Origin of the sequence: Streptomyces zaehneri, assembly GCF_032248645.1 — a bacterium.
GTDB classification, from domain to species: Bacteria; Actinomycetota; Actinomycetes; order Streptomycetales; family Streptomycetaceae; genus Streptomyces; species Streptomyces coriariae.
In genome coordinates this window covers 381,467-394,701 of record NZ_JASTTJ010000001.1, presented here as the reverse complement: position 1 = coordinate 394,701, position 13,235 = coordinate 381,467, and the positions used below count along the sequence as shown (strand labels likewise).

Here is a 13,235-nt window from a genome sequence, read left to right as displayed (position 1 = left end):
GTCACTCCCGGATCCCTCGGGTCCCGGACCGCCGGTGGCGCGTGCTTCCCGTGGCCGCCGCACCGGTGCCGGTGATGGCCGGGGTGAGTGCCGTGACCGTGTCGGCGCGTGGTGGAGCGCCAGGGTCGCCGCCGGCGGTTCCGCCGCGTCGGATCGTTCGTCCATAGGCCGTGCATCGCCCGTCGCCCCCCTCGCAAGTCTGAAATGTCCATCCCTGACGCCGAACGTGCGCGGCGTAGCCCCTGTCGGGACGATACACCAGACTCGTCACTCAGGGACATAGTTCCTCTACGCTGCGTGACGATCATCGGCATATGCGCCCGGAAGGGGTACGGACCGCGTCCGGAGGACTGCGGAGGGTGCCGGACTACGGGAGCGCCCCGGCCGTCACGATCCGTTCGCCGTGCCCGTAGTGAGGATCACGTTGCGCAGTGGCTCCCGGTTCACGAAGCGGCCCAACTGGTCCACCAGCAGGCGTACGGCACGGGGCAGGAAGGCGGAGGTGGGCCCGCCGACGTGCGGGCTGACGAGGACGCCGGGCGCGCTCCACAACGGGTGGCCCGGGGGCAGGGGCTCGGGGTCGGTGACGTCCAGCGCCGCGGTGAGGCGTCCGCTCTCCACCTCGGTGAGCAGGGCCTTGGTGTCGACGACCCCGCCGCGGGCCACGTTCACGAGCAGCGCGCCGTCCTTCATCCGGGCCAGGAACTCGGCGTCGACCAGGCCGAGGGTGCTGTCGTTCAGGGGCGTGCACAGGATGACGACGTCCGCTTCGGGGAGCAGGGCGGGAAGTTCGGCGATCGGATGCACGGGGCCGCGCGCCGTCGTGCGCCAGGAGCGCGCGACGCGCGCCACCCGCGCCACCTCGAAGGGCACGAGCCGGTCCTCGATGGCGGCGCCGATGGAGCCGTACCCGACGATGAGCACGTTCTTGTCGGCGAGCGCGGGCCGGAACCCGCCGAGCCACTCCCCCCGGTCCTGGGCCCGGACGAAGTCGGGGATCCCGCGCAGCGACGCGAGCACCAGGGTGAGCGTGAGCTCGGCCGTGCTCGCCTCGTGCACGCCCCGCGCGTTGCACAGCCGCACGCCTGGACGCAGCGACGCGAGGGCCGGCGCCACGTGGTCGATGCCGGCGGACAGGGTCTGGACGACCTCCAGGGAGGTCATCGCGGGCAGCGGCCGCTGCCCGAGGCCGGCGGGCTTCATGTAGGGGACGACGTAGAAGACGCAGTCGGCCGGGTCCGCCGGAAAGTCCTCCTCACCGTTCCAGAAGCGGTAGTTCGGCCCCTCCGGGAGGCCCTCGATCTCTTCCGGGGGGATGGGAAGCCAGACGTCAGCGCTCATGGTCAGGAGGCTATGTCAGGTACGCGCGCGTGCAGAGGTTAGGTTGGAGGCTCGGGAGAGGGAGGGTCACGGGCAGGTGGAGCGCAGGACGATCGGCGCGGGGGCGCTCGAGGTGGGTGCCGTCGGTCTCGGGTGCATGCCGATGAGCTGGGCGTACAGCGGGTCGCGGCAGCGGGGCGACGAGTCGCTCAGGGCGGTGCACCGGGCGCTGGACGCGGGCGCGTCCCTGCTGGACACCGCCGACATGTACGGCCCGTTCACCAACGAGCTGCTGGTGGGGCGGGTGTTGAAGGAGCGGCGCGAGGACGCGTTCGTGTCGACGAAGGCCGGTCTGCTCGTCGGTGAGCAGCACATCGTGGCCAACGGCCGGCCGGGGTACGTCAAACGGGCCTGCGACGCCTCGCTCCGTCGCCTCCAGACGGACGTCATCGACCTCTACCAGCTGCACCGGGCCGATCCCGAGGTCCCGGTCGAGGAGACCTGGGGCGCGATGGCCGAGCTCGTCCGGGCGGGCAAGGTGCGGGCCCTGGGGCTGTGCGCGGTGGGTGCCCGGGGCGGTCGCCGCTCCGGTGGGCTGTACGACGGAACGATTCGCCAGTTGCGGCGCGTCCAGCAGGTCTTCCCGGTGAGCGCCGTGGAGGCGGAGCTGTCGGTGTGGTCGCCCGAGGCGCTCGACACCCTGCTGCCCTGGTGCGAGGCGCGTGGCGTGGGCTTCCTGGCGGCGATGCCGCTCGGCAACGGCTTCCTCACCGGCACGCTCACTCCCGGTCAGGGCTTCGAACCGGACGACATGCGCGCCCGGCACCCCCGTTTCACCGCCGAGATGATGGCCGCGAACCAGCCGATCGTCGTCGGTCTGCGCCGGGTCGCCGCCCGGCACGGCGAGGCAGTGACGGCCGCGCAGGTGGCGCTGGCCTGGGTGCTGGCACAGGGCCGGCACGTGATCCCGGTCCCGGGCGCCAAGCGGGAACGCTGGGTGACGGAGAACGCGGCGGCGGCCGGCCTGCGTCTGACGCCGCAGGATCTGACGGAGATGGCGGAGCTGCCCGGGGCGCGGGGATCGTGGGAGTAGTCCCGCTTTCGGGTCGCGATGGCCCGGATCGGGAACCCGTGGGGCGTGAACGGCGTAGGACAGGTGAAGCCCGCCGAAGGAACCGCCGTGTCGAAGGGACCATGATCGTGCAACGTCGAGCTGTTTCAGCCGTGTTGGCCGCGAGTGCTCTGCTGGTGACGGGCGGCTGCTCCTCCGATGCCGGGGGGTCCTCGGCCGCCTCGGTCAGTGCGGCCCCGAGCAGTACGGCGGCCCAGGCCTCCCCGTCCGCCGAGGAGACCCCGCCGGCCAAGGGCACGGTCAAGGTGGTGCGCACGGTCGCCGAGGGCCTGAACACGCCCTGGGGCCTCGCGCCCCTCCCCGAGGGCGGCCTCCTGGTCGCCTCCCGCGACGAGGGCACCATCACCCGGGTGGACGCGGAGACGGGCAGGAAGACCGAGCTGGGCGAAGTGCCGGGGGTCTCGGCGGCCGGCGAGGGCGGCCTGCTGGGCCTCGCCCTCTCCCCCGACTACGCGTCGGACCACATGGTCTACGCCTACTTCACCTCGGCCTCGGACAACCGCGTCGTCCGGATGATCTACGACCCCGCGCGGCCCGCCGGCGACCAGTTGGGGGCGCCCGACACGGTCTTCAAGGGCATACCCAAGGGCATGATCCACAACGGTGGCCGGATCGCCTTCGGTCCCGACCGGCTGCTCTACGTCGGCACCGGCGAGAGCGGTGACCGGGGCCTGGCCCAGGACAAGAAGTCCCTCGGCGGCAAGATCCTCCGGCTGACCCCGGAGGGCGAACCGGCGGCCGGCAACCCCTTCCCGGACTCCGCGGTGTACTCGTACGGACACCGCAATGTGCAGGGGCTCGCCTGGGATTCCAGGCAGCGCCTGTTCGCCGCGGAGTTCGGCCAGGACACCTGGGACGAACTGAACGCGATCGTGCCGGGCGCCGACTACGGCTGGCCGACGGCCGAGGGCAGGTCCGAGGACACGAAGTTCCGGAACCCGACGGCCCAGTGGCACACCGACGACGCCTCGCCCAGCGGTATCGCCTACGCCGAGGGCTCGATCTGGATGGCGGGCCTGAAGGGGCAGCGTCTGTGGCGCGTCCCGCTGAAGGGCACGGCGGCCTCGGCGGACCCGCAGGCCTTCCTCGAGGGCGACTACGGCCGACTGCGCACGGTGGTGTCGGCGGGCGGCGACAAGCTCTGGGTCACGACCAGCAACACCGACGGCCGGGGCGACCCGAAGAAGGGGGACGACCGGATCCTGGAACTGGTGGTGAGCTGAGCGGCCTCACCCGGCTGAGCGGCCTCACCCGTCCTCCGCAGCCGGCTCGGGGGGCCGCACCACGACCTTTCCGGACGCCAGGTCTATCGGCCCGTGCCCGGGATCGCCGTCGCCGACGTCCTCCCGGGTCAGTTCCAGCCGGTTCTGCTCGTCCCGGGTGTGCTTGCGGCCCGGCGCGAAGAGGTCCTCGAATGCGTTGAACATCGTTCTCCCATGCCGGGCCGGATCACGGTCGGTGGCCTGTACGGCTCCTCACGGGGTGGCCTGCCCCATTATCGCGCGATCAGCCGTTCTTCGGCCCCCGGCGGGAACAGCCCCAGCCGGTGGGCCACCGCCGCCGCCTCACCGCGGCCCGAGACGTCGAGCTTGGACAGGATGTTCGAGACATGGACGCTCGACGTCTTCGGGGAGATGAAGAGCACCTCGGCGATCTGTCGGTTGGTGCGGCCGGCCGAGACCAGACGCAGCACGTCACGCTCCCGGCGGGTCAGGCCCAGCGTCGCCAGCGGGTCGGCGGGATCGGCCGGGGCGTCCGGCGGGCCCTCGGCCGGGGTCAGGGACAGGCGGGCACGCCGGCCGAGCAGGGTGACGGCTTCGGCGAGAGGGCGGGCGCCGAGGTGCGCGGCGACCGCGTGCACGAGGCGCAGCAGCTCCGCGGCCCGGTCGCGTTCGTCGTCGCCGCCGACGCGGAGAAGGGCCTCGGCCAGGCGGTGCCGGGTGCGGGCGAGGTCGTAGGGCCGTTCCAGGCACTCGAAGGCGGCGACCACCTCGGACCAGTCCTCCGGGTCGGTCCGGCCCTCGGCACGCAGGAGCTCCGCGCGGACCCAGCGTTCGTGGGCCTGCCAGACGGGGGCGACGGTGGCGAGCCGCCGGGCGGCCGCCCGGATGCGGTCGAAGTGGTCGGCGCGGCCCGCGTCGGCGGCGGGGGTCGCGCGGGCGTCGCCCTCGGCGGAGGCCGCGGCGAGCAGCAGGGGCCAGGCGTAGCGCTGGGTGCCGGGCCGGAAGTCGCGGTCATGGGCGCGGGCGAGGTGGGCGCGGGCGTCCAGGGGGCGGCCCTGGCCCGCGGCGAGTCCGATGGCGAGGCGGGCGAGGGGGAGGTGGTTCTGCGGGGCGTGTTCGTGGCCGCCGAAAAAGCCCTGTGCCGCTGCCAGTTGGCGGTCGGCCTCGGCGAGGTCGCCGCGGGCGAGGGCGAGTTCGGCGAGGAGGGTGGCGTGGAAGCCTCGGACCGCCACGCCCTGGCCCACCCTTCCGGCGGCGGCGCAGGCGCGGTCGGCCTCGTCCCAGCGCCCCAGGGAGAGGTGGGATTCGGCGAGGTTGCCCCATACCCACGCCTCGGCGTCGGGCGGTCCGTGCCGCTTGGCGAAGGCGACGCCCTCCTCCAGGATCGGCACGGCCTCCCGGGAGCGGCCGATCCCCTCCAGTTCGGAGGGGAGGTTGACGTAAGCGTTCAACGCGACCGAGGGCGTGTCCTCGGCGAGCGCCTGTTCCCTGACCTCGTGCAGCTCCGCGAGGCCGGCCTCGATGTGGCCGGCGTCGACCATGAGGACCCCGAGGACCTGACGGGCGTCGAGTTCGGTCTCGCGGGCGCCGACCAGGCGGGCGTACTCCACGGCCCGCTCGGCGGCGCCATAGGCCTCGGGTCCGGGGACGTGCACCAGGGACCAGCACGCGATGTGGGTGAGCAGCTCGGCGTGCACCTCGTTGGGCGGCAGTCCGCGCAACAGGTCCTCGGCCCTGGCCAGTTCCTCGCGGCCGCCGCCCCGGCCCAGGGAGTGCGTCAGCCGGGAGCGCTGCACCCAGAACCAGGCCGAGCGCAGGGGGTCGTCCTCGTCCTCCAGCAGGCGCAGCGCCCGCTTGGTGATCTTCAGGGCGCGTTCGCGTTCCCCGCAGTAGCGGCCGGCGACGGCGGCCTCGGCCATCAGGTCGAGATAGCGCAGCGGTGCGGTGGCCGGATCGCGGCCGGCGGAGTTCCCCGCACGCCGTTCAGGCAGCGGGGGAGGATAGGCCTCCGTGTGGTCGACGGGGCGCAGGGCGGCCCTGATGTCCTCGGGGACCGTCTCCCACAGTTCCATCGCGCGTTCCAGAAGCCGCAGTTGCTCGCTGTAGGCGCGTCGGCAGCGGGCCTCGACGGAGGCGTCCAGGACGGCGGGGAGGGCCTTCGCCGGATCGTGGGCGTGGTACCAGTAGCTCGCCAGTCGCATGACGCGTTCGTCGGCGGGGACGAGAGCCGGGTCGGCCTGGAGGGCTTCGGCGTAGCGGCGGTTGAGGCGGGCGCGTTCGCCGGGGAGCAGATCGTCGCTCACGGCCTCGCGCACCAGGGAGTGGCGGAACCGGTAGCCGTCGCCGTCGGGGGTGGTGAGCAGGATGTTGGCGCCGACGGCGGCGCGCAGCGCCTCGATGAGGTCGTCCTCGGCGAGCCGGGCGACGGCGTCGAGCAGCCGGTACTCGACGGTGGAGCCGCCCTCGGCGATGATCCGGGCGACCTTCTGGGCGCTCTCGGGCAGCGCCTCGACCCGGACGAGCAGCAGGTCGCGCAGGGTGTCGGTGAGGCCTGTGCAGCAGCCTTCGTGTGCCGCCACGGCGAGTTCCTCGACGAAGAAGGCGTTTCCGTCGGAGCGTTCGAAGATGTCGTCGACCTGGGCGGAGTCGGGTTCGGCGGCGAGGATGCCGGCGACCTGACGGCAGACCTCGTCACGGGTGAAGCGGGCGAGGTCGAGGCGCTGGACGGTGCGCAGCCGGTCGAGTTCGGCGAGCAGGGGGCGCAGCGGATGCCGGCGGTGGATGTCGTCGGCGCGGTAGGTGGCGAGGACGACGAGGCGGCCGGTGCGCAGGGTGCGCAGCAGATAGGACAGCAGGTGGCGGGTGGAGGCGTCGGCCCAGTGCAGGTCCTCCAGTGCGACCACGACCGTGCGCTCGGCGGCGACGTGTTCCAGGAGGCGGGCGGTGAGTTCGAAGAGGCGGGCCATGCCCTCCTCGTCGTGGCGCCGTCCGGGGGCCGTCTCCCGCAGTTCGGGCAGCAGCCGGGCGAGTTCCTCCTCCTGGCCGGCCGCGGCGGCGGCCAGTCCGTCCGGCAGGGCCCGGCGCAGGGCGCGCAGTGCGGTGGAGAACGGGGCGAACGGCAGTCCGTCGGCGCCGATCTCGACACAGCCGCCGAGCGCGACGACGGCGCCCCCACGGTGGGCGGCCGCGGCGAACTCCTCGACGAGTCTGGTCTTGCCGACACCGGCCTCACCGCCGATGAGCAGCGCCTGTGGCTCTCCCGCGGCGGCACGGGAGAGCGCGTCGTCCAGGGTGTGCAACTCGTCGGCTCGACCGACGAAGACAGGGCTGACGGACCGGGTCTCCACGGGGGCGAGCATCGCACGCGGGTGGGACGACGGCCCAGCGGATATCGCCGGGGCTCCGGCGGGAGGGCGGCCGACCCCCGTGCGGCCGCCCTCCCCCGCCCCCGCGTTCACGCCGGCCGGGCGAACCGGAGCCGATCGAGGAGATGGGTATGCGACTCGCTCCCGGCGCCGCCCTCCGATCGTTCGGCGGCGCGATCGGCGGCCTCGCGGCGGGCTGCGCGACGACCACGGACCACCTCGCGGGCCAGTCGCTCGTGCTCGGCCCGGCGGCGCAGTTCGGCGGAACGGGCCTGCTGAAGCTCGTACTCGTACATGGTGTGTCCCCTGAGAGGTGGGTTGTTCCGGCTTCGCTTGTTGCGATGCCTCAACCCTCGTCTCCCAGGGGGGTCCGCCACATCGGGAGAGTTCCGCATCTTCGGGGGCCGTGGGGGCCTTAGACATGCCTGAGGGGCCTCAGGTAGCGCCGTAAGGTGCTTACGGCGGGCCTGAGACCCCTCGGGACCTGCGGTGATTCAGCTGGCCGACGGCAGGCTGACCAGCACGTCGGTGTACTTGAGGACGGCGATCAGCAGCCCGATGACGCCGAGCGAGACGCCCGCCCAGGAGACCGACTTGATCCAGGCGGCCTGCGGCTTGCCGGGTGCCCCGAAGGCGGGCCGGACCAGCACGAAGACGCCGACGAGCAGGGCGACGAGGGCGAAGATCCCGCTGTACAGGGCCTGAACCTTCCAGACGTCGCCGTAGCCCTCCTTCAGCAGCGTGGCGACGCTCGAGGTCTGGGAGGAGTTCTGCATCTGGCTCAGCAGACTCTCCTTCTGGGCAGCGATGGTGCCGATCCAGCCACCGGTCAGAGAGACGAGGCCGAGCGCGGCGGACACCACGGCGCCCGCGCCCTGGCCGACTCCGGAGGGACCCTCCTGCTCGTCCTCGGCGATGCCCGTGAGCAGGTCGCCGTCCTCGGCGTCGTGGACCTCGACCTCGGAGTCGGCCTCGGTCACCTCGTCGGCCTTCGTGACGTCCACCTTCTCGTCGTCGGTCTTCGTCTCGGGGCCCGTCTCGGCCCCGGTCTCGTCAACAGTCTTCGTTCCCATACCTCGCACCGTACGGACGCTCTCTGAGAGGTCCCTTAATGATCGTTGTGAGCGCCGCGCGCGCGTGCGTCGCGCCACTCCTGGGCGAGCACGGACCACACCTCGAGGTCGTGCCGCACCCCACGATAGGGGTACGACTGCCGGCGGACGCCGTCGCGGGTCATTCCCAGCCGCCGGGCCACGTCCAGGCTCGGGGTGTTGCCCGCGGAGGCGATCCATTCGACCCGCTGGATCCCGCGCCGCTCCACCGCGAAGTCGATCAGCACCCGCATGGCCCGGGTGACCAGACCGCGCCCGGTACCGGCGGGTTCCAGCCAGCAGCCGACCTCGCAGTTCGCGTCCTCGGCGGCGAAGTTCAGGAAGAGCACACCGCCCACGAGCGTGCCGTCCAGCCACAGTCCGTGCAGCGAGCCGGTGTCGGCGGCGCGCATGTCGGCGTACCGCTGGAGCGCCTCCCGGGCGGTGGCCACGTCGGTGGCCTTCGAGCCGAACGGGACGTACTGGTTGATGAAGTCCCTGCCGCGCTCCAGGTGCGCCAGGAACTCCTCGGCGTGCCAGGGCTCCAGCGGGCGCAGTTCGGCCCCGTCGTCACCCAGCGATATCGCGTACATCCGGCCGCCGCTCCTTCTCCAGTGCCTGCACTGCCTCGGTGAGCCTCTCATGGGCGGCACGGCATTCGGGCGGCTCGATGCTGATCCGCGGCAGGTGCCGGTCGAGCCGGCGGGGCAGCCACCAGTTGGCGCTGCCGAGCAGGTGCATGAGGGCGGGCACCAGCAGCGTCCGGAGGACGAAGGCGTCCAGGGCGACGGCGGCGGCGAGGGCGATGCCGAACATGGCGATCACCCGGTCGCCGCTGAGCACGAAGGCGAGGAAGACCGAGATCATGATGACCGCGGCGGAGTTGATCACCCGGCTGGTCTCCGCGAGGCCGACCCGGACGGCGCGCCGGTTGTCGCCGGTCTCCAGCCACTCCTCGTACATCCGGCTGACCAGGAAGACCTGGTAGTCCATGGAGAGGCCGAACAGCACCGACACCATGATCACGGGGAGGAAGGGCTCGATGGGCCCCGCGCGGCCGAGCCCGAGCGCGTCGCTGCCCCAGCCCCACTGGAACACGGCCACGACGATCCCGAAGGCGGCGGCGACGGCGGCCACGTTCATCACGGCGGCCTTGAGCGGTATCCCGACGGACCTGAACGCGAGCAGGAGCAGCAGACAGCCCAGGCCGATGACGACGCCGACGAACAGCGGGAGCTTGCCGACGATGACGTCCGCGAAGTCGTCGTAGCCGGCCGTCACCCCGCCGACGTGCACGTCGAGGGAGGTGCCGGCCTCGGCGCGGGGCAGCACCTCGGTGCGCAGCCGGTCGACGAGGTCGCTGGTGCGCCGCGACTGCGGGGCGGACTCGGGAACGACGGTGAGGTACGCGGTGCGGCCGCCGGTGTCGAAGGTCACCGGTGTCACCGAGGCCACGCCCTCGGTGGTGCGCAGGGCGGTGTCGAGGTTGTCGAGGGCGAGCCGGTCCTCGGCGCCCTCGACGCGGGTCACCAGGGTCAGCGGCCCGTTGACGCCGGCGCCGAACCCCTCGGCGAGGAGGTCGTAGGCCTGCCGGGTGGTGGCCGATTCGGGGGCGTTGCCCTGGTCGGAGGTGCCCAGGCGGAGGGAGAAGGTGGGCACGGCGAGGACGGCGATGACGACGAGGGCGAACGCGCCGAGCAGCTTGGGCCGGCGCTCCACGAACGCCGACCAGCGGGCGGCGAGCCCGGTCGGCAGCTCCGGCTGGGGTCCGTGTTCGGCGAGCCGGCGGCGTTCGCGGCGGCTGAGGGCGCGCATGCCGATGAAGGACAGCAGGGCGGGCAGCAGCGTCACGGAGGCGGCGACCGTCAGGGCCACGGTCAGGGAGGCGGCGATCGCCACCCCGTTGAGGAAGCTCAGCCGCAGGATCAGCATGCCGAGCAGGGCTATGCACACCGTGGCGCCCGCGAAGACGACCGCGCGTCCGGTGGTGGCGACGGCGCCCGCGGCGGCCTCGGGGACCGTGAGCCCCCGCTTCAGCCCGCGCCGGTGCCTGGTCACGATGAACAGCGCGTAGTCGATGCCGACACCCAGCCCGACGAGCAGGCCGAGCATGGGCGCGAAGTCGGCGACGGTCATGGCGTGTCCGAGCAGCACGATGCCCGCGTACGCGGTGCCCACACCGACCAGGGCGGTGGCGATGGGCAGGGCGGAGGCGGCGAGCGAACCGAAGGCGAGGAACAGCACGACCGCGGCGACGACCACGCCGACGACCTCGGCGAGATGCCCGCCGGAGGATTCGGTGAGGGCGATCGCGGAGCCGCCCAGCTCGACCTGGAGGCCGTCGTTCCCGGCGGCTTGGGCGGCGTCGACGACGGCTCGCGCCTCTGCCTCGTCGATGTCCTCGGCGCGGTCCTCGAAGGTGACGGTGGCGTACGCCGTGTGCCCGTCCTCGCTGATCCGCGCCCTGCCCTGGTCGTCGTAGGGGCCGGCGACGGAGGCCACGCCGGGCAGGTCGGCGATCTTCTCCAGCGCGCGGTTCATGCTCTGTTCGACGTCGGCGGCGCGGACGGAGCCCGAGGCGGTGTGCCAGACGACGGTGTCGCTGTCGCCGCCGAGGTCCGGGAAGCCCTCCGTGAGCAGCCGGGTGGCGCGGTCGGACTCGGTGCCGGGGACCTCGTAGTCGTTGGAGTACGCGGAGCCGACGGCGAGCGCGGCGGTCGCGGTGCCGCCGAGAGCGAGGAGCCAGATCAGCACCGCCATGAGGCGGTGGCGAACACACCAGCGTGCGAGGGCTGCCACTTGACGTGCTCCCGGAGGGTGAATGGTGGATCTTTGACCGGGAACAGTCGCGCCTGACCTGAACAGCCCGCAAAGAACGTATGAGCGATGTGGGGCCACTCTTACAGGCGAATGTGATCGTTTGCCGCGTTCGTGGGGCTTTTCACAGGAGTGGGAGGCAGATCACAGGACAATAACGGCCGCCGTGTCAGGCCTCGTCGGGCACGTGTCGGCACGGCACGTGTCAGTGGGGCACGTGTCAGTGGGGCACGTGTCAGTGGGGCACGTGTCAGTGGGGCACGTGTCAGTGGGGCACGTGTCAGTCGGACTGGTCGCCGATCGCCATCACCATCACCCCGACGATCAGCAGCCACAGCGCGCGCCTGGTACGGCCGCGGGAGCCCAGGAGGGCGGCGAGGGCGCAGACGGCGGCGCCGAGGGCGTAGGCCGCCGGGACGAAGGCGGGGGCGGATCCGGTGAGGCGCAGGAGGGACGCGGCGAGTCCGGCGAGGGTGAGCAGCGCTCCGGTGCCGATCGCCGTCCAGCGGGCCCGCCGGGCGTCCTCGGTGCCGTGCTCCTCGTCCGGGTCGTCCGGTTCGGCCGCGTCCACGGCTTCGGTCGTTCCGGTCGTTCCGGTCGCTTTGTCCTGCGGGCCCTCGTGTATGTCGTCCTGCGTTTCGGAGTCGGTTCGTGCCCTCATGGCGGGCGAGCGTAGCGCGTCGGGCGGAGAAGAGAGACGCCCGGGGGGAACGCGCCGGTGCGGCGCACTCCCCCCGGGCGCGAGGAGAACGACAGGGTCAGCCCTCGCTGACGCCCAGCTTCTCCAGGATCAGCTCCTTGACGCGGGCCGCGTCGGCCTGCCCGCGCGTGGCCTTCATCACCGCGCCGACCAGGGCGCCGACCGCGGCCACCTTGCCGCCGCGGATCTTGTCGGCGATGCCCGGGTTGCCGGCGATGGCCTCCTCGACGGCGGTGGTGAGCGCGCCCTCGTCGGAGACGACCTTCAGACCGCGCTTCTCGACGACCTCGTCCGGGGTGCCCTCGCCCGCGAGGACGCCCTCGATGACCTGACGGGCCAGCTTGTCGTTCAGGTCGCCCTTGCTCACCAGCTCGGCGACCCTGGCGACCTGCTCCGGCGTGATCGCCAGCTCGTCGAGCGGGACGCCCGTCTCGTTGGCGCTGCGGGCCAGTTCGCCCATCCACCACTTGCGGGCGGAGGCCGCGTCGGCGCCGGCGTCGATGGAGGCGAGGATCAGGTCCAGCGCGCCGGCGTTCAGGATCGACTGCATGTCGTTGGCGGAGATGCCCCACTCGGCGAGCAGCCGGTTGCGGCGCGCCAGCGGCAGCTCCGGCAGACCGCCCCGGATCTCCTCCACCCACTCACGGGACGGGGCGATCGGCACCAGGTCGGGCTCCGGGAAGTACCGGTAGTCCTCGGCCTCCTCCTTCACGCGGCCCGAGGTCGTCGACCCGGTGTCCTCGTGGAAGTGGCGGGTCTCCTGGATGATCGTGCCACCGCCGTTCAGCACGGCGGCGTGCCGCTGGATCTCGAAGCGGGCCGCACGCTCCACGGACCGCAGCGAGTTCACGTTCTTCGTCTCGGACCGGGTGCCGAACTTCTCCCGGCCGTGCGGGCGCAGCGACAGGTTCACGTCGCACCGCATCTGGCCCTGCTCCATGCGGGCCTCGGAGACACCGAGCGCCTTGATGAGCTCGCGCAGCTCACGGACGTACGCCCGCGCGACCTCGGGGGCGCGCTCGCCCGCTCCCTCGATCGGCTTGGTGACGATCTCGATGAGCGGGATGCCGGCGCGGTTGTAGTCCAGCAGGGAGTGGGACGCGCCGTGGATACGGCCGGTGGCGCCGCCGACGTGCAGCGACTTGCCGGTGTCCTCCTCCATGTGGGCGCGCTCGATCTGCACCCGGAAGGTCTCGCCGTCCTCCAGCTGTACGTCGAGGTAGCCGTCGAAGGCGATCGGCTCGTCGTACTGGGAGGTCTGGAAGTTCTTCGGCATGTCCGGATAGAAGTAGTTCTTCCGGGCGAAGCGGCACCACTCGGCGATCTCGCAGTTCAGCGCGAGACCGATCTTGATCGCGGACTCGATGCCGATCGCGTTGACGACCGGAAGCGCGCCGGGCATGCCGAGGCAGGTGGGGCACGTCTGCGAGTTGGGCTCGGCGCCCAGCTCGGTCGAGCACCCGCAGAACATCTTCGTCTTGGTGCCGAGTTCGACATGGACCTCGAGGCCCATGACGGGGTCGTACGACGCCAGCGCGTCCTCGTACGACACCAGGTCGGTCGTGGTGGTCACGGTGAAACTTCCCT

Annotated in this window: 11 protein-coding genes and 1 pseudogene; 2 read left to right on the top strand and 10 right to left on the bottom strand. The window is 72.3% G+C overall.

The features are described from left to right. Positions 1-387: 387 nt before the first annotated feature. The gene (locus QQM72_RS01765; RefSeq protein WP_314218997.1) at positions 388-1,341 is read right to left on the bottom strand and encodes a 2-hydroxyacid dehydrogenase; all 954 of its coding nucleotides are present in this window, start codon (positions 1,339-1,341) and stop codon (positions 388-390) included. Positions 1,342-1,417: 76 nt separating this feature from the next. On the opposite strand from QQM72_RS01765, the gene QQM72_RS01760 reads away from it, so the two are divergent. Then, complete coding sequence (locus tag QQM72_RS01760) at positions 1,418-2,413, top strand: aldo/keto reductase (RefSeq protein WP_314218996.1); 996 nt, start codon at positions 1,418-1,420, stop codon at positions 2,411-2,413. Positions 2,414-2,514: 101 nt separating this feature from the next. Beyond that, positions 2,515-3,675: a PQQ-dependent sugar dehydrogenase gene (locus tag QQM72_RS01755; RefSeq protein ID WP_314218995.1), complete on the top strand. Its 1,161-nt coding sequence runs from the start codon at positions 2,515-2,517 to the stop codon at positions 3,673-3,675. Positions 3,676-3,699: 24 nt separating this feature from the next. On the opposite strand, the gene QQM72_RS01750 is transcribed toward QQM72_RS01755, so the two are convergent. From QQM72_RS01750 to gatB, 9 genes and pseudogenes are all read right to left on the bottom strand, one after another. After that, positions 3,700-3,879 (bottom strand): DUF6191 domain-containing protein, encoded by a 180-nt coding sequence (locus QQM72_RS01750; RefSeq protein WP_314218994.1) that lies wholly within the window; start codon positions 3,877-3,879, stop codon positions 3,700-3,702. 68 nt (positions 3,880-3,947) lie between these two features. Continuing rightward, a complete protein-coding gene (locus QQM72_RS01745; protein ID WP_314218993.1) occupies positions 3,948-7,034 on the bottom strand; it encodes a helix-turn-helix transcriptional regulator in 3,087 nt (1,028 codons plus the stop codon). A gap of 95 nt (positions 7,035-7,129) precedes the next feature. Then, the gene (locus tag QQM72_RS01740; RefSeq protein ID WP_314218992.1) at positions 7,130-7,336 is read right to left on the bottom strand and encodes a hypothetical protein; all 207 of its coding nucleotides are present in this window, start codon (positions 7,334-7,336) and stop codon (positions 7,130-7,132) included. A 198-nt stretch (positions 7,337-7,534) separates the two neighbouring features. After that, positions 7,535-8,113 (bottom strand): hypothetical protein, encoded by a 579-nt coding sequence (locus QQM72_RS01735; RefSeq protein ID WP_314218991.1) that lies wholly within the window; start codon positions 8,111-8,113, stop codon positions 7,535-7,537. 35 nt (positions 8,114-8,148) lie between these two features. Next, a complete protein-coding gene (locus QQM72_RS01730) occupies positions 8,149-8,724 on the bottom strand; it encodes a GNAT family N-acetyltransferase (protein WP_314218990.1) in 576 nt (191 codons plus the stop codon). Then, positions 8,702-10,930: an MMPL family transporter gene (locus QQM72_RS01725; RefSeq protein WP_314218989.1), complete on the bottom strand. Its 2,229-nt coding sequence runs from the start codon at positions 10,928-10,930 to the stop codon at positions 8,702-8,704. The genes QQM72_RS01730 and QQM72_RS01725 overlap by 23 nt, the downstream gene beginning before the upstream one ends. Before the next feature lie 162 nt (positions 10,931-11,092). Beyond that, positions 11,093-11,185 (bottom strand): annotated as a pseudogene (locus QQM72_RS40825) (hypothetical protein); the annotation flags it as partial. A 43-nt stretch (positions 11,186-11,228) separates the two neighbouring features. Beyond that, complete coding sequence (locus QQM72_RS01720; protein ID WP_314218988.1) at positions 11,229-11,609, bottom strand: hypothetical protein; 381 nt, start codon at positions 11,607-11,609, stop codon at positions 11,229-11,231. A gap of 97 nt (positions 11,610-11,706) precedes the next feature. Further along, positions 11,707-13,221, bottom strand: coding sequence for an Asp-tRNA(Asn)/Glu-tRNA(Gln) amidotransferase subunit GatB (gene gatB, locus QQM72_RS01715; RefSeq protein WP_314218987.1), 1,515 nt, complete (start codon positions 13,219-13,221; stop codon positions 11,707-11,709). Positions 13,222-13,235 lie beyond the last annotated feature (14 nt).